Annotated in this window: 24 protein-coding genes; 7 read left to right on the top strand and 17 right to left on the bottom strand. The window is 65.4% G+C overall.

Annotated elements, in window-relative coordinates:
• Positions 1-50 precede the first annotated feature (50 nt).
• From pgaA to pgaD, 3 genes are read left to right on the top strand one after another with little or no spacing between them, the layout of a single operon-like run.
• Positions 51-2492 carry a poly-beta-1,6 N-acetyl-D-glucosamine export porin PgaA gene (gene pgaA / locus RD110_RS06660; protein ID WP_162277346.1) on the top strand — a complete coding sequence of 814 codons (2442 nt, stop codon included), beginning with the start codon at positions 51-53 and terminating at the stop codon, positions 2490-2492.
• Positions 2493-2537: 45 nt separating this feature from the next.
• The gene (pgaC, locus tag RD110_RS06655) at positions 2538-3800 is read left to right on the top strand and encodes a poly-beta-1,6-N-acetyl-D-glucosamine synthase (RefSeq protein WP_076197846.1); all 1263 of its coding nucleotides are present in this window, start codon (positions 2538-2540) and stop codon (positions 3798-3800) included.
• Positions 3797-4306, top strand: a complete 510-nt coding sequence (pgaD, locus tag RD110_RS06650) for a poly-beta-1,6-N-acetyl-D-glucosamine biosynthesis protein PgaD (protein ID WP_076197844.1) — start codon at positions 3797-3799, stop codon at positions 4304-4306. Before pgaC ends, pgaD begins: the two co-directional genes overlap by 4 nt.
• A 43-nt stretch (positions 4307-4349) precedes the next feature.
• Here the strand turns inward: pgaD and RD110_RS28325 are convergent, their stop codons facing one another.
• Both RD110_RS28325 and RD110_RS06645 read right to left on the bottom strand, forming a co-directional pair.
• Complete coding sequence (locus tag RD110_RS28325; RefSeq protein WP_204250033.1) at positions 4350-4490, bottom strand: hypothetical protein; 141 nt, start codon at positions 4488-4490, stop codon at positions 4350-4352.
• A 94-nt stretch (positions 4491-4584) separates the two neighbouring features.
• Entirely contained in the window at positions 4585-6243 is a 1659-nt protein-coding gene (locus tag RD110_RS06645; RefSeq protein ID WP_076197842.1) for an MFS transporter, read from the bottom strand.
• A gap of 362 nt (positions 6244-6605) precedes the next feature.
• Here RD110_RS06645 and RD110_RS06640 point away from each other — a divergent pair, with 362 nt between their 5' ends.
• Together RD110_RS06640 and RD110_RS06635 are read left to right on the top strand one after the other, a co-directional pair.
• Positions 6606-6914, top strand: a complete 309-nt coding sequence (locus RD110_RS06640) for a DUF485 domain-containing protein (protein ID WP_076197840.1) — start codon at positions 6606-6608, stop codon at positions 6912-6914.
• Positions 6911-8638: a cation acetate symporter gene (locus RD110_RS06635; protein ID WP_076197838.1), complete on the top strand. Its 1728-nt coding sequence runs from the start codon at positions 6911-6913 to the stop codon at positions 8636-8638. The genes RD110_RS06640 and RD110_RS06635 overlap by 4 nt, the downstream gene beginning before the upstream one ends.
• Positions 8639-8666: 28 nt before the next feature.
• Here the strand turns inward: RD110_RS06635 and nhaR are convergent, their stop codons facing one another.
• Complete coding sequence (gene nhaR, locus RD110_RS06630; RefSeq protein ID WP_076197836.1) at positions 8667-9569, bottom strand: transcriptional activator NhaR; 903 nt, start codon at positions 9567-9569, stop codon at positions 8667-8669.
• A gap of 120 nt (positions 9570-9689) precedes the next feature.
• Here nhaR and RD110_RS06625 point away from each other — a divergent pair, with 120 nt between their 5' ends.
• The gene (locus RD110_RS06625) at positions 9690-10214 is read left to right on the top strand and encodes an Rrf2 family transcriptional regulator (protein ID WP_076204530.1); all 525 of its coding nucleotides are present in this window, start codon (positions 9690-9692) and stop codon (positions 10212-10214) included.
• A 7-nt stretch (positions 10215-10221) separates the two neighbouring features.
• Here the strand turns inward: RD110_RS06625 and RD110_RS06620 are convergent, their stop codons facing one another.
• From RD110_RS06620 to RD110_RS06595, 6 genes are read right to left on the bottom strand one after another with little or no spacing between them, the layout of a single operon-like run.
• The gene (locus RD110_RS06620) at positions 10222-11010 is read right to left on the bottom strand and encodes a lysophospholipid acyltransferase family protein (RefSeq protein WP_076197834.1); all 789 of its coding nucleotides are present in this window, start codon (positions 11008-11010) and stop codon (positions 10222-10224) included.
• A 9-nt stretch (positions 11011-11019) separates the two neighbouring features.
• Entirely contained in the window at positions 11020-12324 is a 1305-nt protein-coding gene (locus tag RD110_RS06615) for a dihydroorotase (protein WP_076197832.1), read from the bottom strand.
• A 7-nt stretch (positions 12325-12331) separates the two neighbouring features.
• Complete coding sequence (locus RD110_RS06610; protein ID WP_076197830.1) at positions 12332-13294, bottom strand: aspartate carbamoyltransferase catalytic subunit; 963 nt, start codon at positions 13292-13294, stop codon at positions 12332-12334.
• A gap of 4 nt (positions 13295-13298) precedes the next feature.
• Positions 13299-13829, bottom strand: a complete 531-nt coding sequence (gene pyrR, locus RD110_RS06605) for a bifunctional pyr operon transcriptional regulator/uracil phosphoribosyltransferase PyrR (RefSeq protein WP_076197828.1) — start codon at positions 13827-13829, stop codon at positions 13299-13301.
• Positions 13826-14248 carry a Holliday junction resolvase RuvX gene (gene ruvX / locus RD110_RS06600; protein WP_076197826.1) on the bottom strand — a complete coding sequence of 141 codons (423 nt, stop codon included), beginning with the start codon at positions 14246-14248 and terminating at the stop codon, positions 13826-13828. The genes pyrR and ruvX overlap by 4 nt, the downstream gene beginning before the upstream one ends.
• Entirely contained in the window at positions 14245-14844 is a 600-nt protein-coding gene (locus tag RD110_RS06595; RefSeq protein WP_076197824.1) for a YqgE/AlgH family protein, read from the bottom strand. Before RD110_RS06595 ends, ruvX begins: the two co-directional genes overlap by 4 nt.
• Before the next feature lie 88 nt (positions 14845-14932).
• Between RD110_RS06595 and RD110_RS06590 the strand changes: the two genes are divergently transcribed.
• Positions 14933-16411: a cryptochrome/photolyase family protein gene (locus RD110_RS06590; RefSeq protein ID WP_076204528.1), complete on the top strand. Its 1479-nt coding sequence runs from the start codon at positions 14933-14935 to the stop codon at positions 16409-16411.
• Positions 16412-16460: 49 nt separating this feature from the next.
• Here RD110_RS06590 and RD110_RS06585 read toward each other — a convergent pair whose 3' ends face one another.
• The 8 genes from RD110_RS06585 to RD110_RS06550 form a co-directional block, all read right to left on the bottom strand.
• Positions 16461-16856 (bottom strand): DUF2177 family protein, encoded by a 396-nt coding sequence (locus RD110_RS06585; protein ID WP_076197822.1) that lies wholly within the window; start codon positions 16854-16856, stop codon positions 16461-16463.
• Positions 16857-16960: 104 nt separating this feature from the next.
• Positions 16961-18592: an MFS transporter gene (locus RD110_RS06580; RefSeq protein ID WP_076197820.1), complete on the bottom strand. Its 1632-nt coding sequence runs from the start codon at positions 18590-18592 to the stop codon at positions 16961-16963.
• Positions 18593-19066 (bottom strand): CreA family protein, encoded by a 474-nt coding sequence (locus RD110_RS06575; RefSeq protein ID WP_076204509.1) that lies wholly within the window; start codon positions 19064-19066, stop codon positions 18593-18595.
• A gap of 136 nt (positions 19067-19202) precedes the next feature.
• A complete protein-coding gene (minE, locus tag RD110_RS06570) occupies positions 19203-19466 on the bottom strand; it encodes a cell division topological specificity factor MinE (protein ID WP_076197818.1) in 264 nt (87 codons plus the stop codon).
• Between the two features lie 3 nt (positions 19467-19469).
• On the bottom strand, positions 19470-20285 hold the full coding sequence (gene minD, locus RD110_RS06565; RefSeq protein ID WP_076204506.1) for a septum site-determining protein MinD: 816 nt from the start codon (positions 20283-20285) through the stop codon (positions 19470-19472).
• A gap of 39 nt (positions 20286-20324) precedes the next feature.
• Positions 20325-21062, bottom strand: a complete 738-nt coding sequence (minC, locus tag RD110_RS06560; protein ID WP_076197816.1) for a septum site-determining protein MinC — start codon at positions 21060-21062, stop codon at positions 20325-20327.
• Positions 21063-21186: 124 nt separating this feature from the next.
• Positions 21187-23754 (bottom strand): cyanophycin synthetase, encoded by a 2568-nt coding sequence (cphA, locus tag RD110_RS06555; protein WP_076197814.1) that lies wholly within the window; start codon positions 23752-23754, stop codon positions 21187-21189.
• Between the two features lie 24 nt (positions 23755-23778).
• Complete coding sequence (locus RD110_RS06550; RefSeq protein WP_076197812.1) at positions 23779-25983, bottom strand: cyanophycin synthetase; 2205 nt, start codon at positions 25981-25983, stop codon at positions 23779-23781.
• Positions 25984-25995 lie beyond the last annotated feature (12 nt).

Raw genomic sequence — 25995 nt, 5'->3', positions numbered from 1 at the left:
CGCCCGCTTCTTTGAATTACATGTTCGTCAACCCAGCCATGGCAGGCCCAATGCAGCAGCCCTACTCCAAGCTCTTCCTGGCATTGACCGTCGCATTTACGGTGTATGCCTCGCCGGCCCAGGCCGTGCCATCGGGCTATCAACAGGCCGTGACGGACGCCCGCGCGGGCCGTTTTGATTCGGCCTTGCCGGTCCTTGAGAAACTGGCACTGGAAAACCCAGGACAAAGCGCCTACCGTTACGATCTGGTCGCCGTGCTGAGTTGGGCTGGCCATCACGCGCTGGCCGTAGCTGAAAGCCGTGATCTGAAGCTTTCTTCGCAGATTCCTGACTACGTGCTCGCCGCCATAGGCAAATCAGCGCTGGATGCGGGCCCAGCCTCCCGCGCAGAAGAAGCCTATCGCCTGCTGGCGCGGCGCCAGCCCCGGAAGGCCGATGCGAATCTGGGCCTGGCGTTGGCCTTGTTGGCCCAACATCAAACGGCCGAAGCGGACATCCAACTCGCCCGCGTCCTGCGGCTTTCCGTCAACAACCCCGCATTGCTACAAAGCGCGTCCGCTGCGCTTGTGGCGCGCGATGAAGCTGGACGCGCTTCGCCATTTCAGCAGCAATTGAATCGTCTGGGCATCACCGAAACAAGCGCTGCAACCGTCCATGCGCCAGCTCCTCCGCCGACAGTGGCGAACGCCGCGCCGGCCGGCCATGATGAACCGGCCGCGGTTGCCGTGCGCGCACTGGCGGCCAGCCAGGCGAGTAATGGACAGCAGATCCGCGAAGCCGAAAACCTGCTGGACACGGACTTCACCCTTGCCCGCTACCGCCTGATCGACGCGGCGCTGTTGGCCAACGGCGAACTCATCGAACAGGCGCGCACCATGCCGCAGCGAGAAGCGCGCGACGTCCTCGAGCGCCTGCGCTTCGATCGCGTCGTGGCCTTGAAGGACCGCAAACGCGCCGATGAAGCCCTGGCGCAATTCACGGCTCTGGAGGCCGAAGGCGAAATACCGCCACCCTACGTCGTCAACGCGGCGGCCGACGCAGCCATGCAGCTGAGGCAACCGGAGCGCGCACGCGACCTTTACCAACGCGCATTGGCCAGCGACCCGGCCAACATCGTCACGCAGACGGCGCTGATGTACGCTCACGTCGAAGCCGAGGACTTTTCGGCTGCAGAAAGCATCGTTGGCAACATGCTGGAGCAGACCCGCCAGTCCGCGGCCGTCCGCCGTACCGATGCGACCTTGACACGATTTGCCGACCGGATCGACACCGCAGATCGGAAGATCCGACAACTGGCCGGCGAGCTGCCCGACGACGCCGGCATCTGGCTGGCGCAGGCCGACCTCCTGGCGCAGCGCGGACTGCCGCGCGCCGCCGCGGCACGCTACAACGACGTACTGGCCGTGGCGCCGGACAACATCGCAGCGCGCGTCGGCTTGGCAGACGCCACCTGGGCGCAGGGCGACATCATCGAGGCAGGCCGCATGATCGCTGCACTGCGGTCTGCGGCGCCGGAACATCCCGCCGTGCAACGCATCCTGCGCGCCTGGGAGCGCCGTGAACGCCCCTTCCTCACCAGCACCGCCACCAAGGGGTTCGGCCAGGGTGCCGTGTCCGGCAACGACGACCTCGTTTGGGAAACAACCGTCTACAGCGGTCAGACCGGAAACGGCATCCGCATCTTCGGCAACCACCATCTCGCCAACGCCAAGTTCAATGGCGAGTCGGCCAGCCATGAGCGCACCGGAGCCGGCATCGAGTGGACCCGCCGCGATCTGCAGGCCACGCTGGAAGTTGGCCACGACCTGCGCAATGGCCGGGACAACACATGGGCAGCGAGTGCGGGCTGGCAGGTCAACGACCAATTGTCGTTCCGGGCCCGGCACGAAAGCGAAACCAACGACTTTCCGCTGAAGGGAAGGCTGGCCAGCGCGGAAAACTGGGCTCCCACGTACCTGCACGCGAGCAAGACACTGGTCGGCATGGCTTACCGCTGGAACGAAGCGCGCCGCGTTGCAGCCGACCTGGCGTACTACGACTTCAACGACGGCAACAAGCGCCAGGCCCTGTCCGTGGCATGGTTCGAACGCCTGTACAGCGGTTACGGGCGCACATTGGACTTGCAGACCGCCGCTTACAGCAGCACGAACACCGCCCAGGATGCGATCTACTTCAATCCGAAGCGCGATACCGCCGTTTCCGCGACCCTTGCAGGGGATTGGCAAACCTGGCGACGTTATGACCGGGCTTTCAACCAGCGGGTGTCTCTGACGGTCGGCAGCTACCTGCAACACAGCAATGTGCGCCAGGACGACGCCTGGGCAGAAAGAACCTATGGCTGGAACATGTTCGAAGATGCCCGCTATGAACACGAGTGGCAGTTCGGTCCGGACCGATCGACGCGCTATGGCGTTGGCGTAAGACGCTTCCCCTACGACGGCAAATACGAGACCAAGAGCTACATCTATTTGAATCTCAACTGGCGTTTCTGAGCCCGCCCAAAAAGTCCAGCACATCCGCCCCAAGGAATCATCGTTATGGAAAATCTGCTGCCAGGTTCCGTGATCGACGCCATCTTCGATTTCACGTTCTACTACCCCTTGTTCATGTCCTACCTGTGGATGTGCGGTGGGCTCTACTACTATTTCCACTACGAACGCGCGGACCGACCATTCGATCAGCCACCGCCGTTGAAAGAGTATCCGCCGGTGAGCATCCTGGTGCCTTGCCACAACGAGGCCGAGTGCATTGAAGAGACGGTAGCCGCGTTGCAAGCGATCGACTACCCGGAATTCGAGATCCTGTTGATCGACGACGGCAGCACGGACACCACACCACAGATGCTGGACCGTTTTACCAAGGCCGACCGCCGCATCCGCGTGATCCATCTGGCCCGCAACCAGGGCAAGGCCGTCGGGTTGAACACCGCGGCCATGATGGCAAAGCATGACTATTTCCTGTGCATCGATGGTGACTCCATCGTCGATCCGCATTGCCTGCGCTGGATGATGCGCCACCTGATCGATAGCCCGCGCGTGGGCGCGGTCACCGGCAACCCCCGCATCCGTACCCGTTCGACGCTGCTCGGCCGCATCCAGGTCGGCGAGTTCTCCTCGATCATCGGTCTCATCAAGCGAGCACAACGCACCTATGGCAAGGTGTTCACGGTATCTGGCGTAATGGTCTGCTTCCGTCGCGCGGCGCTGCACAACGCCGGCTACTGGAACCCGGATGCGTTGACCGAAGACATCGACATCAGCTGGCGCCTGCAAATGCGCCATTGGGACGTGCGTTTCGAACCGAATGCGCTGTGCTGGATCCTGATGCCCGAGACCATGCGCGGCCTCTGGCGCCAGCGACTGCGCTGGGCCATGGGCGGCACGCAGGTCCTGTTCAGCCAGAACGGCCTGTTCGGCAGGTGGCGCCATCGCCGCATGCTGCCGGTGTATCTGGAGTACTTCACCAGCGTGATCTGGGCCTACACCATGGCCGCAGTGATCCTCCTGTGGGCACTGGGTCAGTTCGTCACGCTGCCCCCCGCTTTGTACGTCGACACCCTGATTCCCGGCTGGAATGGCATGGTCATTGGCACCACCTGCCTGCTGCAGTTCGCCGTGAGCATGTTCCTCGACGCCAAGTACGAGAAAGGACTCGGACGCTACTACTACTGGATGATCTGGTATCCGCTCGCGTACTGGATGCTCAGCGTCTTCACGACACTCGTCGCCATTCCCAAGGTGATCCTCAGAGGGAAAAAACGAGCCACTTGGGTCAGCCCGGACCGAGGGCTGCAACCATGAAGACACCTTTGATCATCGAACGGCCCGACCTGCAGGCATGGCAGCAGAAGGCCTTGTTCAGCGCCCTGACCGCCGCCTTCTGGATCGCCTGGGTCTTTCTCTGGCTGCCACTCGTCACCCTGGGGGGATGGCTCTTCTTCGGTTACCAGTTTCGATTCCACATGGTCGAACTGAACGGTTACGCGCGATTTCTCAATGTCCTGATGGTGTATGCCATCGTCATTGCGGTCATGGGTGGCGCCTTGATGCTGTGGGCGGTCTACAACCACATCCGATTCCGCGGCGTGGACCGGCGCAAGGAGACCCCGCCTCCAACAGACCATGAGATGGGCGACTGGGCCCGTCATCCCGTCGAGGTCATGGCCCAATGGCGAGAATTTTCAGTGATGACCGTGCACCACGATGCACAAGGGAGCATATGCCGCGTCGAACCCGCCCTCAATCTTCGCAACATCGAAGCCGCCACCAAGCCCACCGACAACCGGCGCTTGTTGCGGGTCGTGTGATCTCCGCTCCGGGCCTTGCTGTCACGAGCCCCGGAGCGACACATCACTTCGGTGCCGAGCTGGCGGCTGTGGGCCCGGCGTCAATGCCGTGTTTCTCTCCGCTCATGTCGATGTCGCCTCCTTTGGACAGCACGAACAAGGCCACGGCGGCGAACGCCAGGAAGCCAATCACGATTTTCCACATGGGTGAAGTCTCCAAAAAAAAGCCCTCATCACAACGAGGGCTGGGGGGGCATGGCGCTCACAGGTGATGGGCGCAGCGCTCAGGTAGGCAGGTTTCAGTCGTTGGCGTAGATGTCAACGTCCTTGGTTTCCTTGATGAACAGCGTGCCGACCACCAGGGTCACCGCGGCGATCACGATCGGATACCAGAGGCCGTTGTACATGTTCCCGGTCTGCGCCACGATGGCCAGCGCAGTCGCCGGCAACAGGCCGCCGAACCAGCCGTTGCCGATGTGATACGGCAGCGACATCGAGGTGTAGCGAATGCGCGTCGGGAACATTTCGACCAGCATGGCGGCGATCGGTCCGTAGACCATGGTGACCAGCAGCACCAGGTAGGTCAGGATGATCACGATCGTCACTTTGTCGATCTTCGCCGGATCGGCCTTGGCGGGATAGCCGGCTGCCTTGAGATCTTCGGCCACCGCCTTCTTGAATTCGGCATCCTTCTTCTTCAGTTCGTCGGCGCCGAGGCCGTTGGCGCTGTAGCTGGTGATGACGGTTTCGCCGATCTTGATCGTGGCTGGTGCACCGGCCGCGCCCGCAACGTTGTCATAACTCACCGAACTCGCCGACAACACCTGCTTGGCGATGTCGCAGGAGCTCGTGAACTTGGCGGTTCCGGTTGGGTTGAACTGGAACGAGCATTCCTTCGGATCCGCGGTGACCACCACCTTGTTCTTCTCCTGTGCCGCCGCCAGGTCGGGGTTGGCCGCCTTGGTCAAGGCGCCGAACACCGGGAAGTAGGTCAGGATGGCCAGCAGGCAGCCGGCCATGATGATGGGCTTGCGGCCGATCTTGTCGGACAGCGCACCGAAGATCACGAAGAACGGCGTGGCGATGATGAGCGAACATGCGACCAGCACGTTGGCCGTGGCGCCGTCTACCTTCAAGGCGCCGGTCAGGAAGAACAGCGAATAGAACTGCCCGGTGTACCAGACCACCGCCTGGCCGGCGGTCAGGCCGACCAATGCCAGGATCACGATCTTCAGGTTCTTCCACTGCCCGAACGATTCGGAGAGCGGTGCCTTCGAGGTCTTGCCCTCGGCCTTCATCTTGGTGAAGGCAGGCGACTCGTTCATGCTCAAGCGGATATAGACAGACACGCCCAGCAGCAGGATCGAGACCAGGAACGGAATGCGCCAGCCCCAGTCGGCGAATGCCACTTCACCGATGCTGGTACGCACCCCCAGGATCACAATCAGCGACAGGAACAGGCCCAGGGTCGCCGTGGTCTGGATCCACGACGTGTAGGCGCCCCGCTTGTTGCGCGGCGCGTGTTCGGCCACATAGGTTGCCGCACCGCCGTACTCGCCGCCGAGCGCCAGGCCTTGCAGCATGCGCAGCACGATCAGGATGACCGGAGCGGCCACGCCGATGGTCGAATAATTCGGCAACAAGCCGACGATGAAGGTCGACAAGCCCATGATCAGGATCGTCACCAGAAAGGTGTACTTGCGCCCGATCATGTCGCCGAGGCGGCCGAACACCAATGCGCCGAAGGGCCGCACGATGAAGCCTGCAGCGAAGGCCAACAGCGAGAAGATGGTGCGGGAAGCGGGATCGAGTGCCGAAAAAAACTGGTTCCCGATGATCACGGCCAGGGTGCCGTAGAGATAGAAGTCATACCACTCGAACACCGTGCCGAGCGACGAGGCGAAGATGACTTTCTTCTCCTCGGGCGACATCGGCCGGTTGGCAACAGCTGTTGACATGCTGGGTCTCCTTGATAGTTTGAATCGTGGCGCTCCCGTTTTGGAAAGCACCTGTAACAGAGTATGTACAGCCGCTATGACCCGTTCCTGACACCAAACCAACAAAGACTTACGCCAAACTGAACACATGCTGACGCTTTAGGTGGCAACCCTTAGGAGTCGTTTCTCGATGCAAAAATTCGCGGCAAAACGGGCTGTATCGACGTGCGCGACGTTGCCCTGTCTGACACCCGGACTTACCCGCAGAACCGAGCCGAGTCTTGTTGCGTAAGTCCTTGGTCAGCACGGCTGGCAAGACTCGCGGCCTTGCCAAGGCAATTCCGCCCAAAGCACCCTGTTCAGCTTGTCGGAGGAGACAACCCGTGAGTGATTCCATCGTGGCCCGCATCGAGGCCAACCCCAAATACCACGCCCTGCGCCGCAAACGCAACCTGTTCGGCTGGACGCTGACGGCGCTGATGATGCTGGTGTACTACGGCTACATCGCGCTCATCGCGTTCGACAAGCCATTCCTCGCACAGCCCATCGGCGACGGCGTGACAACACTCGGCATTCCGATCGGACTCGGCGTGATCGTCTTCACGGTGCTCATCACCGGCATCTACGTGCGCCGCGCCAACAGCGAGTTCGACCGGCTGACCGCCGAAATCCTGAAGGACGCGCAAGCATGAAATCCATCATTCAATCCGTCGGTGCGCTCATGCTGATGCTGGCTGCCGGCGCAGTCTCGGCGGCGGGCGGCGATCTCGGCCAGGTCGACAAACAACCCACCAACTGGGTTGCCATCGGCATGTTCACCGTCTTCGTCGTCGGCACGCTCTTCATCACCAAATGGGCTGCGGCCAAGACGAAATCAGCTTCCGACTTCTACACGGCCGGTGGCGGCATCACCGGCTTCCAGAACGGGCTGGCCATTGCGGGCGACTACATGTCGGCCGCGTCCTTCCTCGGCATCTCCGCGGCAGTGATGGCCTCCGGCTACGACGGCCTGATCTATTCGATCGGCTTCCTCGTCGGCTGGCCGGTCATCACCTTCCTGATGGCCGAACGCCTGCGCAACCTGGGCAAATTTACCTTCGCCGACGTGGCCGGCTACCGCTTCCAGCAAACGCCGATCCGCATGTTCGCCGCGTCCGGCACGCTGGTGGTCGTTGCCTTCTACCTGATCGCGCAGATGGTCGGTGCCGGCGCCCTGATCAAGCTGTTGTTCGGCCTGGACTACTGGCTCGCCGTGGTGATCGTCGGTGCGCTGATGATGGTCTATGTGCTTTTCGGCGGCATGACCGCGACCACCTGGGTGCAGATCATCAAGGCTTGCCTGCTGCTGGCCGGCGTGACTTTCATGGCCTTCATGGTGATGGCTCAGTTTGGGTTCAGCCCCGAAGCGCTGTTCGCCAAAGGCGTCGCGGTCAAGACCGCGATCGCGGCCAACGACGGCAAGACCGCCGCGGACGCGGCCGCCATCGGGCTGGCGATCATGGGGCCGGGCGGCTTCGTCAAGGACCCGATCTCGGCCATCTCCTTCGGCATGGCGTTGATGTTCGGCACGGCCGGGCTGCCTCACATCCTGATGCGATTCTTCACCGTGCCCGATGCCAAGCAGGCGCGCAAGTCGGTGTTCTGGGCCACCACCTGGATCGGCTACTTCTACCTGCTGATCTTCATCATCGGCTTCGGCGCGATCACACTGGTGCTCACCAACCCCGAATTCGCCGACACCGCCAAAGGCGTCATCAAAGGCGGCGGCGGGTCGGCCAACATGGCCGCGGTGCTGGTGGCCAAGGCCGTCGGCGGCAATGTGTTCTTCGGCTTCATCTCGGCCGTCGCTTTCGCCACCATCCTGGCCGTGGTCGCAGGACTCACGCTGTCGGGCGCCTCCGCCGTGTCACATGACCTGTACGCGACGGTGTTCAAGAAGGGCAAGGCCGACAGTGCGTCGGAGCTCAAGGTGTCGCGCATCACCACGGTCGCATTGGGCATCGTCGCCGTGGCCCTGGGCATCGCCTTCGAGAAGCAGAACATCGCCTTCATGGTCTCGCTGGCCTTCGCGATCGCGGCCTCGGCGAATTTCCCCGTGCTGTTCATGTCGGTGCTGTGGAAGGACTGCACCACGCGCGGCGCGGTGATCGGCGGCTTCATGGGGCTGATTTCATCGGTGGCACTGACCGTCGTTTCGCCATCCGTGTGGGAAGCCACGCTGGGCTATCCGAAAGGTTCGGCCTGGTTCCCGTATACCTCGCCGGCGCTGTTCTCGATGACCATCGGTTTCGTCGGCATCTGGCTGTTCTCGATCCTGGACAACAGCGCTCGCGCGGCTCAGGAACGTGGTGCGTTCAAAGCCCAGCAGGTCCGCTCGGAGACCGGCCTCGGCTCCGACAGTCCCTCAGGGCACTGAACCCCGGTGGACCATTGCTGGAGAGCGCCTACAGCGGGCTCTTCAGCAACTGCGCCTTGGCTTCGCGGGTGATCGCCGCCACGCAGGGGTGCGTGATGCGCCGTTCCACCGAAATGGCGAAGAACTCCTCCACGAGTTCGTCGCTGCGCCCGATCACCTCGACGCCGAACTGCGCCTGGATCTCGGCCTCGAGTACGGTCGGCGACATGAACACGCCGCGCCCTTCGCGCCCGAAGGCGTTCATCAAGGCGCTGTCGTCGAATTCGGCCACGATCTTCGGATGCAGGTCGTGGATCGACAGCCAATGGTCGAACTGCTGGCGCACCGAAGACGCGGCGCCCTGGATCAGCATGGGCGCATCGTTCAGGCACGCCGGGAATTCGCCCTTCAAGGAAGCTTTCAGGCCCGGTGCACAGAAGAAGCTCATGGCGCTCGATCCAAGCGCGTGGTTGAAGGCTTTCACGCTGACGTTCTTCGACATGCGTTCGTCGGCGATCACCAAATCCAAGCGGTGCAGCGCGAGTTGCGCCAGCAATTCATCGAATTTGCCTTCATGGCAGATCAGGCGCACGGCGTCCGACACCGCCAGCGACGGCTCGAGCAGGTGATAGGCCACGGACTTGGCCACCGAATCGGCCACGCCCACACGGAAATCGAGTGAAGCCAACCCGGCGCGCGCATGCCTCACCGATCCTTCCAGCTCGGCGCCGAGCGTGAAGATTTCATCGGCGTAGCTCAGCGCCACCCGCCCCTCTTCGGTTAGCTCGAGCCGCCGGCCATTCTTGCGGAAGAGCTTGTGGCCCAGCCATTCCTCCAGCAGCTTGATCTGGCCCGACAGGGTTTGCGGCGTGGTGTGCAACTGTTCGCTGGCGCGCATCACGCCACCGGCCTTGGCCACCACCCAGAAATACCGCAGATGCTTGAAGTTCACGGTGCGTCCCTTCGAATACTTCGATTTATTCGCATAGTTTTATCAACAAAAACGAATATACGCGAAGTATTAAAACACCTACATTCGACCCATGACACAATGCCCAAAAAGGAGCACACCATGCGCTTGACCACCAAGGGACGATTCGCCGTCACCGCGATGATGGATCTGGCACTGCGGGAAAACCGCGGCGCGGTGACCTTGTCCGCAATCAGCGGGCGCCAGCAGATCTCGCTGTCCTACCTGGAGCAGATGTTCAGCGACCTGCGCCGCGCGGGGCTGGTGGAAAGCATCCGCGGCCCGGGCGGCGGCTACACGCTTGGCCGCAAGCCGGCGGCGATCAGCGTGGCCGACATCATCCTGGCGGTGGAGCCCCCGCGCCGCGCACCGCGCCGCGGCAGCGAAAAGGATGACGGCCAGGCCATGGCCAGCGACGTATGGGACCGGCTCAGCACCAACATGCTCGACTACATGCAGGGCATCACGCTGCGCAGCCTGGTGGTCGAACAACTGGCCAAGGGTGTGGTGATCGAACCCGAACCGGCGAAACGCTCGCTTTTTTCGCGGGCGAAACCCAAGCCGTTCTCGGTGTCCGCACCGAACTCGGTGTTCGCCCTCGGCAAGCCGCTCAAGCTCAGCCGCTGAGCGCCCCTCAGAGCCTGCCCGGCTCGCTGCGCAGTGCAGCCGGCCGGGTGGGCACAGCCTGCGCGGTGCGCAGCCGGTTCACACGGTGCTGCAGATCCTCTGCCCATTCGCGGCGACTGCGGCCCTCGGCGCGCTGCATTTCGCCGTAGTTGACCTCGGCCACCAGCGAATTCGACGACAGGGTGCGCCACACCGAGCCCACCAGGGTCTCCTGGCCCACGAAGCTCGGTGCGAAACTTGTCTGCCCGGTGCGGCCGTCGATGAAACGCAACGCCACCGGCAAGGCGGGCACGTCGGCGGTGACCGCGGCCTGCAACAGATTGGCGTGGAACGGCAGCATGGTGATGCCGTCGCCGGTCGTGCCCTCCGGAAAAACCGCGACGACGTCACCCATGCGCAGATGCTCCGTCATGTGATGCACCACCCGCATCGCGTCGCGGCGCGACTCCCGCTCGATGTACAGCGTCCCCGCCGCCGTGGCCAGCGTGCCGACCACGGGCCAGTGCTTCACATCGGCCTTGGAGACGAAACGGCAATAACCCGCCGCGTGCAACACCAGGATGTCGAGCCAGGAGATGTGGTTGGCCACCAGCAGCACCGGCCCGTGGGCTGGCGGCTCGCCACTCACCCGCAATTCGATGTGCATGATCCCAAGCATGCGCCCGGCCCATTGCTGCACGAGCCGCTCCTTCTCAGTCTGGTCGAGCGTGGGGAACTGCCTGGAAATCGTCCACAGCCCGCGCCCCAGGTGCGCCAGCATGCGCCCCAGCTTGCCCGTGGCCCGGATCGCCCGCATGCGCCCGGCCTAACCGCGCTGACCCGCCTCGAAGGCGATGTGCCCACCGACCAGCGTGGCCCGCGGGCGGCCCGGCAGTTCGTGGCCCGAGAACGGTGTGTATTTGCCCTGGCTGCGCAGCGTGGCGGGACCGACGGTCCAGCGCTCGGCCGGATCGAAGATGCACACGTCGGCCACGCCGCCTTCGACGAGCTTGCCCACGCTGGCCTGCAGCGTGCCGAGCGTGGCGCCGATCACGCGCGCCGGCGCCTCGGTGACAACGGCCAGTGCGCGCAGCAATGGCACGCCGTCCTCCTCGCTCCACTTCAGCGCTTGGCTCAGCAGCAGTTCCAGGCCGGTGGCACCGGGCTCGGCTTCGGCGAAAGGCAGGGTCTTGGCGTCTTCATCGACCGGTGTGTGGTCCGACACCAGCGCGTCCACCGTGCCGTCGGCGAGGGCCGCGCGCAGGGCGTCGCGGTCGCGCTGCTGGCGCAGCGGCGGGCTCAGCCGCGCGCGGCTGTCGAAGTAGCCGATGTCGACATCGGTGAGTTGCAGCGAGTTGATGCTGATGTCGCAGCTCACCTTCAGTCCATCGCGCTTGGCCTGGCGCACCAGTTCCACGCCGGCGGCGCTGCTCAACCGGCACAGATGCACGCGTGCGCCGGTGGACTTCATGAGTTCGAAGATGGTGTAGAGCGCAATCGTCTCGGCCGCCACCGGCACGCCGGACAGGCCCATGCGCGTGGCCAGCGGGCCGCTCGCGGCCACGCCCTTGCCGAGATGGAAATCCTGCGGCCGCAGCCACACGGTGTAGCCGAAGGTGCTGGCGTACTGTAGCGCGCGCTGCAGCACCAACGTGTCTTCCAGCGCCACCTCGGCCTGGCTGAAACCCACGCAGCCGGCCTCTGTCAATTCGACCATCTCGGTGAGCACCGCCCCCTTGAGCCCACGGGTGAGCGCGCCGAGCGGGAACACGCGCGACTGGTGCAGCTTCTCGGCGCGGAACTTCAACATTTCCACCAGGCCTGGCTCGTCGAGCACGGGGTCCGTGTCGGGCGGGCAGACCACGCTCGTCACGCCACCGGCCACGGCCGCGGCCATTTCGCTCTCGAGCATGCCCTCGTGTTCGTAGCCCGGCTCGCGCAGCCGCACGGCCAGGTCCACCAGGCCGGGCAGCACGATGCAGCCCTGCGCTTCGATCACCTTGCCCGGCTTGAAGTCGGCCGGCGTGTTGCCGATGCCGATGATGCGGCCGGAGGCGATGGCGATGTCGCAGACGGTATCGAACTGCGTTGCCGGGTTCATCACCCGGCCGTTCTTGATGAGTATCTTCATGCTTCTTTCACGCCTCATTACCTGCCACGATTCCCATCACCGCCATGCGCACCGCGATGCCGAAGGTCACCTGCGGCAGGATCACGCTCTGTTTGCCGTCGACCACCGCCGAATCGATCTCCACGCCGCGGTTGATCGGCCCCGGGTGCATCACGATCGCATCCGGCTTGGCCAGCTGCAGCTTTTCGGGCGTGAGGCCGAAGCTTTTGAAGAATTCCTGGCTCGAAGGCAGCAGCGCGCCGCTCATGCGCTCGTTCTGCAGCCGCAGCATGATCACCACGTCGCAGCCCTTGATGCCCTCTTCCAACGTGTGGCACACGCGCACGCCCATCTGCGCCATGTCGCCCGGCACCAGGGTCTTGGGGCCGACCACGCGCACCTCGGCGCAGCCCAGCGTGGTCAAGGCGTGGATATCGGAGCGCGCCACGCGCGAATGCAGCACGTCGCCGACGATGGCCACCGTGAGGTTGCTGAAATCCTTCTTGTAGTGGCGGATGGTGTACATGTCGAGCAGCCCCTGCGTGGGGTGCGCGTGGCGGCCGTCGCCGGCGTTGATCACGTGCACATGCGGGGCCACATGCTGGGCGATGAGATACGGCGCGCCCGATTCGCTATGCCGAACGACGAACAGGTCGGCCGCCATGGCCGAGAGGTTGGCGATGGTGTCGAGCAGCGACTCACCCTTGGCCGCGCTGGAGCGCGCGATGTCCAGGTTGATCACGTCCGCCGACAGCCGGGTGGCCGCGATCTCGAAGGTGGTGCGGGTGCGCGTGCTGTTCTCGAAGAACAGGTTGAACACGCTCTTGCCGCGCAACAGCGGCACCTTCTTGACCTCGCGGTCGTTCACGCTGACGAAGTTGGCCGCCGTGTCGAGGATCTGCGTGAGGATGCTTTTCGGCAGGCCTTCGATCGACAGCAGATGGATCAGCTCGCCGTTCTTGTTGAGTTGGGGATTGCGTTTGTAGAGCATCTTTTTAGCCTTCCACCTTGAAGCTGAAGCCACCGGCGGTATCTCGGGCCAATGCTAGCAATTGCGTTGACGCCAGCGCCACGCGCGCAGCCGCGAAGTCGGCCTGCACGGGCAGTTCGCGGCCACCGCGGTCCACCAGCACGGCCAGCTTCACCGAAGCCGGCCGGCCATAGTCGAACAGTTCGTTGAGCACGGCGCGGATGGTGCGGCCGGTGTAGAGCACGTCGTCGAGCAGGATGATCTCGGCGCCGTTGACATCGAAGGTGAGCGTTGTCTGCCCGCCGCCGCCCGACACCATGCCGCGCTTGGAGAAATCGTCGCGGTGCATGGCGGAGGAAATGATGTTGGCCGGGCCTGTCAGTTGCAGATCGGAATGCAGCCGCTCGACGAGCCAGGCGCCGCCCGAAGTCACGCCGACCAACTGCGTCTGTGGCGTACGCAACTGCTGCACGCCGCGCAGCAGCTCGCGATAAAGCGCTTCGGCGTCCAGGAGTAGTGCGCCTGCCGCGACCGGGGCCGCACTGGATGTGGTCATGGAAGACTCCTCAAAAACTGTTCAAGAATGATGCAGGCCGAGGCGGCATCGGCGTCCTTCGCACCCGAGGCGATGGCCTCGGTGGTGCTGTAGCGTTCGTCGACTTCGAACACGGGCAGGCCGAAACGACCGCGCAACTGGCGCGCGAATTTCTGCGCAAGGCGCGTGTTCTCGTGGGCCGCGCCGTCAGGGTGGTAGGGCACGCCGATCACCAGCGCATCGGGCTGCCATTCGCGCACCAGGGCCGCGATGGGCGTGAAGCGCGCATCCCCTTCGGCCTGGATCGTGTTCTTGCCCGTGGCGCTGCGTGTAAGGCGGTTGCCGGTGGCAACACCGGTGCGTTTGGTACCGTAGTCGAACGCGAGAAAAGATTGAAAATGAGCCGGAACAGCGCTGTCGGAAGCCGCCGAATCACTCATGCGTGACCTGCCTCGGGCGACAACATCCAGGCCTGCAGGCCCAGCAGCATCAGCGCCTTGTCGTAACGCTGCTCCACCGGCGTGTCGAAGATCACCGCCAGGTCGGCCTCCACCGTGAGCCAGCTGTTCTCGCCGAGTTCGGCCTCGAGCTGGCCCTCGCCCCAGGCCGAGTAGCCCAGCGACACCAGCACCCGGCGCGGACCGGCGCCGGTGGACAGGGCTTCGAGCACATCCTTGGACGTGGTCATCTCCAGGCCGCCGGGAATGGTCATGGTCGAGGCGTAGACCGGCTCGGTGGAATTCACGTCGCCGGAGAACACCGCCTCGTGCAGTACGAAGCCGCGTTCGGTCTGCACCGGGCCGCCCTGGAACACCGGACTGTCGGCCAGGTCCAGCCGCCGCAGCGGCAGCTCGACCTTGTCGAACAGGCTCTTGAGGCTGATGTCGCTGAGCCGGTTGATCACCAGGCCCAGGGCGCCGCGTTCGCTATGCTCGCACAGGTAAACCACGCTTTTGGCGAAAGCCTCGTCCTCCAGCCCGGGCATCGCTATCAAAAAGTGATGCGTGAGGTTCATCGGCGCAGAATCTAGGGTCATGGCGAAATTTTAACGAGTAAGGCGGAGCGATCTTTTGCCTCTATCCAAAGACAAAAACAGGGACGAAAAGAAATATGCCACCGGCCTGATGTGGTTCCGGCGCGACCTGCGCGCGTTCGACAACGCCGCGCTCTACCACGCGCTCAAGGAATGCCGCCAGCTGCACTGCGTCTTCGTGTTCGACCGCGAAATCCTCGACCCGCTGATCGAGAAGGGCCTGACGGCCGACCGCCGCGTCGAATTCATCCTGGCCAGCGTGGCCGAACTCGATGCCAGCCTGAGAACGCTGGCGGGGGACGAGGCCTCGACCCACGGCCTGCTCGTACGCCACGCCGTCGCGCGGGAGGCGATTCCCGCGCTGGCCCATGAACTGCATGCGCAGGCGGTGTTCGCCAACCACGACTACGAACCCGATGCGGTCGAGCGCGACACCATGGTGCGCGGCGCCCTGGCGCACCAGGGCATTTCCTTCGTGACCTTCAAGGACCATGTGATCTTCGAGCGCGACGAACTGCTGACGCAGCAGGGCCGCGCCTATGGCGTGTTCACGCCGTACAAGAACGCCTGGCTCAAGAAGGTCGACGACTTCTACCTCAAGCCTTATCCGGTCGCCAAGTACAAGGCCAGCCTCGCCGCGCATCCGGCGAACGTGCACGTGGCGTTGCCGACGCTGGCGCTGCTCGGCTTCCAGCCGACGAACCTGTCGACGCTGAAGATTCCGACCGGCGCGAGCGGCGGCGAGCAGCTGTTCGACGAATTCTTCGAACGCATGGACCGCTACGGCGCCACGCGCGACTTCCCCGCGGTCAAGGGGCCGAGCTACCTCGGCGTGCACCTGCGCTTCGGCACGGTGTCGGTGCGCCAACTCGCAGCCGTGGCGCACAAGCTCGCGGCCAAGGGTTCGGAAGGTGCGGCGGTGTGGCTCGGCGAGCTCATCTGGCGCGATTTCTACGCGCAGATCATCCACCACTTCCCGCATGCGGCCAAGGGCGCGTTCAAGCCCGAATACGACGCCATCAAGTGGGAGCATGGCAAACACGCCGAGGCCCTGTTCGCCGCCTGGTGCGAGGGCCGCACCGGTTATCCGCTGGTGGATGCGGCCATGGCCCAGATCAACCAGACCGGCTACATGCACAACCGGCTGCGCATGGTGGTGGCGAGTTTCCTGGTGAAGGACCTCGGCATCGACTGGCGCTGGGGCGAGCGTTATTTCGCCGAGCAGCTCAACGATTTCGACCTCGCCTCCAACAACGGCGGCTGGCAGTGGGCCAGTTCCAGCGGCTGCGACGCCCAGCCGTATTTCCGCATCTTCAACCCACAGAGCCAGAGCGAGAAATTCGACGCCGAGGGCAAGTTCATCCGGCGCTATCTTCCGCAGCTCGCGGCCCTGCCCGACAAGCTGATCCATGCGCCCTGGCAGGCGTCCGAAATCGAATTGCTCGCCGCCAACGTCGAACTCGGCAAAACCTACCCCAAACCCATCGTCGACCACGCCGAGGCGCGCGAGAAGACGCTGGCCCGTTATGCGGTGGTGAAGAAGACCGCCACGCTGCCGCGGCGAACCTGAACTACTATGAATTTCATAGCTACATACACAGATCCAGTCTGCGTCTAGCCTATAAACGGCTGACGAACTTGGTGGCCGCGGAAGTGACCGCGCTCACCGTGGTTCCCCAGGCCAGATCCAGCAGCGAAAGACCCAGCGGCCAGTTGCGGATCACGGCCAGGTTGGTCAGGTCGTAGGTGGCGTAGGCGAAGAAGCCGAACAAGCCGCCTATCAGCGCCGCGTGCAACACGCCGCTGTCGGGGTTGTTCAGCTGCACGCCGAAGATCACGATGCCCGCCGGAAACAGGAGATAGAACAGCGCGGCCGCCACCAGGTTGGGCTGCTCGGCCAGCAGCGTGCCCATGCCGTCCTTGTACCAGTCGACCGCGATCACGCGCAGCCACAACATGTCGAGCGCGACCATCACCACGAAGGCGGTCAGGTAGGGAATGGCGTATTTGGACATGGGTGGCGGAGAAGAGTTATGGGCTGCACTTTAGCCGGCGCCGCCATGCACGCCCTGTCGGGCGCGGGCGGCCCGTGCTGTAGGCGGCGGCGCAGCGAAGCGGCCTACGGCTTCGGCGCCGGATCGACCGCCCAGCGTGTCACCAGCGGCGGGCTGTCGCCCAGGTGAAACCCCAGCTTGCGTTCGCGCAGCGCCACGTCGGCGGCCGTCACCCGGTCGAAGCGTCGCAGGTGTTCGGTCCAGGATTCGTCGGTGATCTGCTCCACGTAGCAGGCCGGATCGGCGATGTCGCGGCGCAGTTCCCAGTTCAGCGCGCCCTGGCGCAGGCGGCTGCGCCGGCTCTCCTGCATCACGGCCTGGAATTCGGCGGCACGCGCCGGGTCGATGCGGTATTCGATGGTGGCCACCACATGGCCGTGCTGCGGCGGCGTCTCGGCGGTCGGCACCTTGAATTCGTGCGAGGGCGTGAGGTCCTCCTCGATGCTGAGGTCGGCGGCCAGCCGCTGTGCGAGGAACATGCCCAGCGAGCCCGTCGCCGCGGCGATGCACAGGCTGATCTGCACCGTGCCGATGCTGGCCACGTGGCCCCACAGCGCCGCGCCGAACGCGCTCGCCCCCATGATCGCCATCTGGTACATCGACATGCCGCGCGCGCGCACCCAGTTCGGCAAGGCGAGCTGGGCCGACACGCTCAGCGAATTGGCCGTGGTGATCCAGGCCATGCCCGCCACCAGCATCGCCGGCACCGCCACATAGACATTCGGCGCGAAGGCCATCACTGCGATCGCCACCGACTGCAGGTTCATGCCGCGCAGCACCAGGGTGTCGCGGGTCATCTTCTGGCGCAGCCGCGGCAGGAACATGGCCGCCGTGATCGCGCCCGCGCCCATCGAGGCCAGCAGCAGCGTGAAGGTGGCCGCATCGCCGCCGTGCAGGTTGCGCGCGATCAGCGGCAGCAGCGCGAGCAGCGCCGTGGAATGAAAAAAGAATAGCGCGATGCGCAGGAACACCGCTTTCAGGCGGCTCGATTGACGCACGAACTGCACACCCACCCGCATCGCGCTGAAGAGCCGCTCGCGGCCCAGCGGGCTTGGCACGTGTTCGTGGCGCCAGCGGATCAGCACGAAGGCGGAGATCACCGACAACACCGCGTTCAGCACGAACACATAGGCGCTGCCGGCGCTGGCGATGAGCGCGCCGGCGGCCAGCGGACCGACGATGCGCGAGGCGTTCATGGTCACGCCGTTGAGCGCGAGTGCGGCGGGCAGTTGCGAGCGCGGCACCAGGTCCGGGACGATGGCGGCAAACACCGGCCAGCGCATCGCCAGGCCCACGCCGTTGGCAAACGTGAGCGCGAGCAGCAAGGGCGGCGTCATCGCATCGAGCACGATGGCCGCGCACAGCAGCAGCGCCACGGCCGCGACCCAGAACTGCGTGACGATGAAATAGCGCCGGCGGTCCAGAATGTCGGCCAGCGCGCCGCTGGGCAACCCGAGCAGGAACACCGGCAGCGTGGAAGCGGTCTGCACCAGCGCCACCCACAGCGGCGAGGTGGTGAGCGTGGTCATGAGCCAGGCGGCGGCCACGTCGTTCATCCACATGCAGATGTTGGCCGCCAGCCAGACGCACCACAACATGCGGAACACCGCGAACTTGAGCGGCGCCAGCGGCGAGTTCGAAACCGCGGCTGCCGCTTCCGCGGCCGTCAGTGGCGCTGGCGCGGACTCTGGCGGCATCTACTTCAGTGGGATCGCCGTGCCGCGGTCCACGGCGACGGCGGTGATGGCATTCATCGGCGAACCGTCGACGAGCCGGTCGGAATAGGTGAGATAGACCAGCGCATTGCGGCTCTTGTCGACCATGCGCACGATGCGCAGCCGCTTGAACAGCACCGACAGCCGTTCGTTGAAGACTTCCTCGCGCGCCGGCAGCGGCTGGGTGAACGTCACCGGGCCGACCTGGCGGCAGGCGATCGAGGCTTCGGCCTTGTCCTCGGCCAGGCCCACGGCGCCCTTGATGCCGCCGGTCTTGGCACGCGACACGTAACACGTCACACCGCCGACCTTGGGGTCGTCATAGGCCTCCACCACGATCTTGTGGTCGGGCCCGATCCACTGGAACGCCGTGTCGACCGAGCCGATCTGCTCGGCCTGTGCTGCGCCACCCAGCAAGGCTGCAACCCCCAAAAACCATCCAGACCAACGTTTCATATTGTTCTCCAACAGTCTTCATCGGCAACACCGACTTATCCCAGGAACACCGCAGAACCGGCTTTGCCGGGCTGCTGGTGTTGCCCCCTGCAAGGGGGTGGGCGGCTACACGCAGTGAGCCAACCTGGGGGTGTGCCTATCGCAAGGCTTCGGGAAGCTCGATCTTGACTTCGAGCACTTCCAGGTTGTCCTGGCGCTCCAGGTGCACCTTGATGTCGTCGGCGTTGATCGACACGTACTTGGAGATCACCGCCACGAGCTCGCGCTGCAGCGCCGGCAGGTAGTCGGGCCGGCTCGCGCCGCGGCCGCTGCGTTCGTGGGCCAGGATGATCTGCAGCCGCTCCTTGGCCACGGTGGCGGTTTTTTTCTTTTCCCCGAGCAGGAAAGACAGGAACGACATGGCTTACCTCCCGCCGAACAGACGCTTGAAGAACCCGGGCTTGACGGCATCGACGAAACGCATCGGCTTGTCTTCGCCGAGGAAACGCGCAACCACGTCCTTGTAGGCCTCGGACACATCGCTCTCCTGCAGGTGGATCGCCGGCAGGCCCTGGTTCGACGCCTGCAGCACCGATTCGGATTCGGGGATCACACCCATCAGCGGGATGCGCAGGATGTCCTGGATGTCTTCGAGCGACAGCATCTGGCCGTCTTCCACACGCGCCGGGTTGTAGCGTGTGATCACCAGGTGCTCCTTGACAGGAGACTGCCCGTCGATGGCACGCTTGGTCTTGGAGCCGAGCATGCCGAGGATGCGGTCCGAGTCGCGCACCGAGGAGACTTCGGGATTGGTGACCACCAGCGCCTCGTCGGCGAAGTGCATGGCCATCAGCGCGCCGGTCTCGATGCCCGCCGGCGAATCGCAGACGATGTATTCGAAGCCCATGTCGCCGAGGTCCTTCAGCACCCGCTCCACGCCGTCCTGCGTGAGCGCGTCCTTGTCGCGCGTCTGCGAGGCGGCCAGCACGAACAGGTTTTCGCACTGCTTGTCCTTGATCAGCGCCTGGTTCAGGTTGGCCTCGTTGTGGATCACGTTGATCAGGTCGTAGACCACGCGGCGTTCGCAGCCCATGATCAGGTCGAGGTTGCGCAGGCCGACGTCGAAATCGATGACGGCCGTCTTGTGGCCGCGCAGCGCGAGGCCCGAGGCGAAGCTGGCGCTGGTGGTGGTTTTTCCGACGCCACCTTTACCGGAAGTCACCACGATGATTTTGGCCATGGTTTGCAAGTCTTTCAAATGTCAGAGTGTCGAGAAAAATTAAAGGGCTTCCATCACCAGCTTCTCGCCGATGAGGCGCACCTGCGCGGCCTTGCCCAGCACTTCGGGCGGCATGGCGATCTCAGAGGTGCGGTAGGTGCCGGCGATGGAGATCAGTTGCGCCTCCAGGCAGGTGCTGAAGATGCGCGCCCCGGTGTTGCCGCGCGCGCCGGCGATGGCGCGGCCGCGCAGCGGGCCGTAGACGTGGATATTGCCGTCGGCGATGACTTCCGCGCCGAAGTTGACCACCGCCAGCACCACCAGGTCGGCGCCGCGCGCGTAGATCTGCTGGCCGGAGCGCAGCGGCTTGTCGATGACCAGGGTGCCGGCTGCCGATGCAGGCGCAGGGGCTTCCTCGGCCGGCGCCGCCGGGGCCGGTTCGGCCGCGGCCAGCGGCAGGGTATGGGCGATATCGGGCGTCTCCACCAGCCCCGCGGCTGCGGCCGCACCGAGCTGTGCGCTGGTGCCGCCATGCACGGCGATCGGCCGCATGCGGTATTTGCGCAGCAGCGTGTTGAGCTTGGCGAAGTCGATGGTGCCGGTGTCTTCGGGCAACTGGGCCAGGTTGATGACCACCGGGTCCTGGTCGAAGAAATCGGGCGTATCGCCAAAACGCGCCTTGAGCTCGGCGGCCAGGGCGGACAGGTCGCCGGTCTTGAGCACCACCGCGATCAACGGCAGGGTGGCGCTCTTGAGGTCAAAACCGGCACGGGTGTGCCCTGCGGGTGCTGCGGACATGGAGGGGGAAGATGGGGATTTAGCCAAAAGGCGGATTTTACTTGTGCCAGCGCCGGCCACCGCCGCCGACCGACCCGCTGCCACCCTGGTTACCGCCGGTTACCCGGCCACCCCGCCCGACAGGCTAGCCGGCCGTGACGCGCTGGGCCAGATGCGCCAGCGCTTCTTCCACCTGGTCGACCAGGATCAGGCACAGGTCGCCCGGCTCCAGCCGCTCCAGCGCATGGTCGATGGCAATGAATTCGCCGTGGATCTCGTCCACGCGGTGCGTGCGCTTGGCATTGGCCAACCCCTGGCGCAACAGCGTGAGCACCTCGCCGTCAGCGCGGCCGCGCTGGCAGGCATCCTCGAACAGGATCACGTCGTCGAAGGCGTCGCCGAGGATCACCGTCTGCTCGCGGATGTCGTCGTCGCGCCGGTCACCGGCGCCGCTGATCACCACCGAGCGGCGCCCGGCCGGCATCGCATCCACGGCGGCCACGAGCGCACGCATGGCGTCGGGATTGTGGCCGTAGTCGGCGATCACCGTGGCACCGCGGAAGTCCATCACATTGAAGCGGCCGGGCGCGTTGTCTGCGTCGTTGGCGAAACTGGCCAGCCCGCGGCGGATCGAGTCCCACTTCTGGCCCGCGCCCCAGGCGGCGGCGATGGAGGCCATGGCGTTTTCCACCTGGAAGGCGATGCTGCCGCCCCGCGTGAGCGGGATGTCGCGCAGCGGGATCGATTCGCGCCAGGAGCCGACGGCGGCCACGATGGCGTCACCGTCCACGTACACCGTGCGGTGGCCCTGGGCGCGGTGCGTGGCCATGATGGGATGGTGCCGGTCGGCGGTGAAATAGATCACGTGGCCAGGGCAGGAAGAAGCCATGGCGGCAACGATCGGGTCGGCCGCATTGAGCACCGCGAAGCCGTCGGGCGCGACGTTCTGCACGATCACGCGCTTGAGCACGGCCAGGTCTTCCACCGTGGTGATGTAGTTCAGGCCCAGGTGGTCGCCCTTGCCGATGTTGGTCACCACCGCCACCTGGCAGCGGTCGAAGCCCAGGCCCTCGCGCAGCATGCCGCCGCGCGCCGTCTCGAACACGGCCGCGTCCACGTCCGGGTGCATCAGCACGTTGCGTGCGCTCTTCGGACCGCTGCAGTCGCCGCTGTCGATCTGCCGGCCGTCCACGTACACGCCGTCGGTATTGGTCATGCCCACGCGCAGGCCGCTGCTGGCGAACAGGTGCGCGATCAGCCGCGCGGTGGTGGTCTTGCCGTTGGTGCCGGTGACGGCCACCACCGGGATGCGGCCATCCTCGCCCGGGCCGTACAGGTGATTGACCATGGCCTCGCCGACGTTGCGCCCCTTGCCGTAGGAAGGCGAGATGTGCATGCGCAGGCCAGGCGCGGCGTTCACCTCGACGATGCCGCCGTGTTGTTCCTCCAGCGGCTTGAGCATGGTCTCGCAGACCAGATCGACGCCGCAGATGTGCAGCCCGACCATCTGCGCCGCCGTGACGGCCTGCGCGGCGATGTCGGGATGCACATCGTCGGTGACATCGGTGGCGGTGCCGCCGGTGCTCAGGTTGGCGTTGTTGCGCAGCAGGATGCGCCGGCCCTTCTCGGCCACGGATTGCGGGTTCAGCCCCTGGGCCGCGAGCCGCGCCACGGCGATCTCGTCGAAGCGGATCTTGGTCAGAGAAGTGGCATGGCCCTCGCCGCGGCGCGGGTCGCTGTTCACGATGTCGACCAGCTCGCGCACGGTGTGCACGCCGTCGCCGAGCACCTGGGGCGGATCGCGCCGGGAAGCGGCCACCATCTTCGAGCCCACCACCAGCAGCCGGAAGTCGCTGCCGGGCAGGAATTTTTCGACCATGACGTCGCCGATCTCGGCGGCGGCGCGGAACGCCACCTCCATGTGGGCGCGATCCACGATGTTGACCGTCACCCCCTTGCCCTGGTTGCCGTCCTGCGGCTTCACCACCACCGGCAGGCCGATCGCCTGGGCCGCGGCCCAAGCCTCGTCGGCGTCGGCGACGGGCCGGCCCAGCGGTACCGGCACGCCGGCGGCGTGCAGCAGTTTCTTGGTGAGGTCCTTGTCCTGCGCGATGGATTCGGAAACCGCGCTGGTCGCGTCGACCTCGGCCGCCTGGATGCGCCGCTGCTTGGAGCCCCAGCCGAATTGCACCAGGCTGCCCTGCGTGAGGCGGCGCCAGGGGATGCCCCGCGCGATGGCGGCATCGACGATGGCGCCGGTGCTAGGGCCCAGGCGCTCGTCCTCATCGAGCTCGCGCAGCTTGGCGATCGCGCTGTCCACGTCGAAGCCGGTGCGGGTGAGCGCGGCCTGGATCAGCTGCTGGCCAAGTTCGAGCGCGAGCCGCCCGACGGACTCTTCGCTGTATTCGACGACCACCTGGTACACGCCTGGCTCCACCGTGGCCGCCGTGCGGCTGAAGGTGACCGGGCAGCCGGCCTGGGCCTGCAAGGCCAGCACGGCGCTCTCGAGCACATGGGCCAGCGAAACCGGCCCCGTGTGGCGGCTGGTGCGCAGGGAGCCGACGGCGGGAAACAGCGCACGCACGGCGGCCTCGAAACCCGGCAGGGTGACGAGGGAGCGCTCTGGCTCGACGCAGGACACGATGGCTTCCAGCGCCGTGTGGCGGCTCCAGAGGTTGGGCCCGCGCAGGGCCCGGATGCGTGAAACTTCCATGGGGTCGTCTTTTCTCTAGGGTGCTCAGTGCGCCAGATGGGCGAGGCGGCTGGAGGCCAGGTCGATTTCGAAAGTCTTGAGCCCTGCGGCGATCAGATCGGGCGAAATGCCCATGGCCCAGCCCGCGCCGACGGCGGCCAGGATGCTCGCCACCAGCACATCGCTCGCGTCCTGCTTGCGCCGGCCGGTGAGGTGGGTGATGGAGGTCAGCGGCACCTCGGCGGCGCCGGTGGCCAGCGTGACCTGCCCCTTGGTGTTGAGCACCACCGCGCGGCCCTGCGCGGCACGGTGCGCCACCAGCGAAGGCGCCTGTGCGTTGACGGCGTACAGGATGGCGTCGCCGTCGCACAGCGTCGCCAGTCCGGCCACGCGCGCGTCGTCGGCGTTGAGCACGGCCACGCCGTCGGGCAGCACCACGTCGACCTGCGTGCGCAGCACCTTGAGCAGCTGGTCGCTGTCGGTGATGTCGTATTCAGCCAGGCCTTCGGCGCCGCCGAGGTCGGTGACCACGCCGACGGCGCAGCGGTCGTAGGCCAGGCCGTCCTGCAGGATGCTGCGGGCGCCGTTTTCGATGACGGCGGCCTGCACCGCACGGTTGATCAGCAGGCGGTGGGCCGGCTCCCAGCCCGCGCTCGGTGCCGATTCGATGCGGCGGCTGTCGAGGAACAGACCTTCGCGGCAGGCCAGGCCGACCTTCAGGCCGCTCAGGTGCAGCAACCAGGCCGCCAGCCGCGCCACGGTGTGCGTGCCCTGCGAACCGGCCACGCCGATCACGGGAATGCGGCCGTTTTCATCCTCGGCGAACAGGTGATCGACGATCGCCCGCCCGACCGGACGCGGCGAGCCTTCCGCGGGCTTCAGATGCATCAGCAGGCCCGGGCCGGCATTGACCTCGACGATGGCCGCGCCTTGCTGGTTCAACGGCTTGGAGATGTCTTCGGCCACGAGGTCCACACCGGCGATGTCCAGCCCCACCACCCGCGCGGCGAGCGACACCACGTGCGCCACCTCCGGGTGCACCAGGTCCGTGCAATCCACCGAGACGTTGCCGTTGCGCTGGATCAGCACCTGCCGGCCGGCTTCGGGCACGGCTTCGGGCGACAGGCCCTGGCGCTGCAGTTCGAGCAGCACGGCCTCGTCCTTGCCGGTCTCCACCAGGCCGAGTGGCGCGTCTTCGTGCGTGCCGCGGCGCGGGTCGGTGTTGATCTGCGCGTCGACGAGTTCGGTGACCGTGTTGCGGCCGTTGCCGGTGACCACGGCCACCGAGCCGCGCGCGGCCGCGACGACCTTGCCGCCGACCACCAGCAGCCGGTGCTCGTTGCCGCGGATGAACCGCTCGACCAGCACTTCGCTGCCGTGCAACGCGGCCACGTGGAATGCGGCCTCGATGTCTTCGCGCCGGCTCAGGTCGAGCGAGACGCCGCGGCCGTGGTTGCCGTCGGACGGCTTGATCACCACCGGCAGGCCGATGTCCTGCGCGGCGCTCCAGGCGGCTTCGGCCGAATCCACGGCCTCGCCCTCCGGCACAGGCACGCCGCAGGACTTGAGCAGCGACTTGGTCAGGTCCTTGTCGCTGGCGATGCCTTCGGCGATGGCGCTGGTGAGCTCAGTCTCCGCCGTCCAGATGCGGCGCTGCTGCGCGCCGTGGCCAAGCTGCACCAGGTTGCCGTCGTTGAGCCGGATGTGCGGAATGCCGCGCTCGGTGGCGGCGGCGACGATGCAGGCCGTGCTCGGGCCGAGGTAGCAGTCGTCCACCTGCTCGCGCACCTTGTTCACGGCCGCCGGCACCTCGAACGGTTGGCTGTTGATGGCCGCCATCAGCAGCTTGTGGCCCTCGGCCAGCGCCATGCGCGCCACCTGCTCGTCGCGCGCGCGGAACACCATGCGGTAGACGCCGCGCTTGGACGTGCTGCGCGTCTGGCCGAAGCCGGTGGGCATGCCGGCCAGGTTCAGCAGTTCGATGACCACATGTTCCAGCACATGGCCGGTCCAGGTGCCTTCGCGCAGGCGCTGGATGAAGCCGCCGCGTTCGCCGACGCCGCAATGGTGCTCCTCCAGCGCGGGCAGCAAGGCGACCAGCCGGTCGTTGAAGCCGGGCAGCAGGTTGGACGGGAATTCTTCGAGTTCACCCAGGTCGAGCCAGACCTCGAGGGTCGGGCGGTAGGTCCAGATGTTGGGGCCGCGCAAATAGTTGATGCGCAGCAGTTGGATGTCGTCCTTGGAGCTCATGGTTCTGCTTTA

It is taken from the genome of Rhodoferax koreense (assembly GCF_001955695.1).
Taxonomy (GTDB): Bacteria; Pseudomonadota; Gammaproteobacteria; order Burkholderiales; family Burkholderiaceae_C; genus Rhodoferax_B; species Rhodoferax_B koreensis.
This window is presented reverse-complemented; position numbering and strand designations above follow the sequence as displayed.

Bases quoted from the DNA above. Each gene is read 5' to 3' on its own strand.
- pgaA (WP_162277346.1), top strand. From the start codon at position 51: ATGCAGCAGCCCTACTCCAAGCTCTTCCTGGCATTGACCGTCGCATTT.
- pgaC (WP_076197846.1), top strand. From the start codon at position 2,538: ATGGAAAATCTGCTGCCAGGTTCCGTGATCGACGCCATCTTCGATTTC.
- pgaD (WP_076197844.1), top strand. From the start codon at position 3,797: ATGAAGACACCTTTGATCATCGAACGGCCCGACCTGCAGGCATGGCAG.
- RD110_RS28325 (WP_204250033.1), bottom strand. From the start codon at position 4,490: ATGTGGAAAATCGTGATTGGCTTCCTGGCGTTCGCCGCCGTGGCCTTG.
- RD110_RS06645 (WP_076197842.1), bottom strand. From the start codon at position 6,243: ATGTCAACAGCTGTTGCCAACCGGCCGATGTCGCCCGAGGAGAAGAAA.
- RD110_RS06635 (WP_076197838.1), top strand. From the start codon at position 6,911: ATGAAATCCATCATTCAATCCGTCGGTGCGCTCATGCTGATGCTGGCT.
- RD110_RS06625 (WP_076204530.1), top strand. From the start codon at position 9,690: ATGCGCTTGACCACCAAGGGACGATTCGCCGTCACCGCGATGATGGAT.
- RD110_RS06620 (WP_076197834.1), bottom strand. From the start codon at position 11,010: ATGCGGGCGATCCGGGCCACGGGCAAGCTGGGGCGCATGCTGGCGCAC.
- RD110_RS06615 (WP_076197832.1), bottom strand. From the start codon at position 12,324: ATGAAGATACTCATCAAGAACGGCCGGGTGATGAACCCGGCAACGCAG.
- RD110_RS06610 (WP_076197830.1), bottom strand. From the start codon at position 13,294: ATGCTCTACAAACGCAATCCCCAACTCAACAAGAACGGCGAGCTGATC.
- pyrR (WP_076197828.1), bottom strand. From the start codon at position 13,829: ATGACCACATCCAGTGCGGCCCCGGTCGCGGCAGGCGCACTACTCCTG.
- ruvX (WP_076197826.1), bottom strand. From the start codon at position 14,248: ATGAGTGATTCGGCGGCTTCCGACAGCGCTGTTCCGGCTCATTTTCAA.
- RD110_RS06595 (WP_076197824.1), bottom strand. From the start codon at position 14,844: ATGACCCTAGATTCTGCGCCGATGAACCTCACGCATCACTTTTTGATA.
- RD110_RS06590 (WP_076204528.1), top strand. From the start codon at position 14,933: ATGTGGTTCCGGCGCGACCTGCGCGCGTTCGACAACGCCGCGCTCTAC.
- RD110_RS06585 (WP_076197822.1), bottom strand. From the start codon at position 16,856: ATGTCCAAATACGCCATTCCCTACCTGACCGCCTTCGTGGTGATGGTC.
- RD110_RS06580 (WP_076197820.1), bottom strand. From the start codon at position 18,592: ATGCCGCCAGAGTCCGCGCCAGCGCCACTGACGGCCGCGGAAGCGGCA.
- RD110_RS06575 (WP_076204509.1), bottom strand. From the start codon at position 19,066: ATGAAACGTTGGTCTGGATGGTTTTTGGGGGTTGCAGCCTTGCTGGGT.
- minE (WP_076197818.1), bottom strand. From the start codon at position 19,466: ATGTCGTTCCTGTCTTTCCTGCTCGGGGAAAAGAAAAAAACCGCCACC.
- minD (WP_076204506.1), bottom strand. From the start codon at position 20,285: ATGGCCAAAATCATCGTGGTGACTTCCGGTAAAGGTGGCGTCGGAAAA.
- minC (WP_076197816.1), bottom strand. From the start codon at position 21,062: ATGTCCGCAGCACCCGCAGGGCACACCCGTGCCGGTTTTGACCTCAAG.
- cphA (WP_076197814.1), bottom strand. From the start codon at position 23,754: ATGGAAGTTTCACGCATCCGGGCCCTGCGCGGGCCCAACCTCTGGAGC.
- RD110_RS06550 (WP_076197812.1), bottom strand. From the start codon at position 25,983: ATGAGCTCCAAGGACGACATCCAACTGCTGCGCATCAACTATTTGCGC.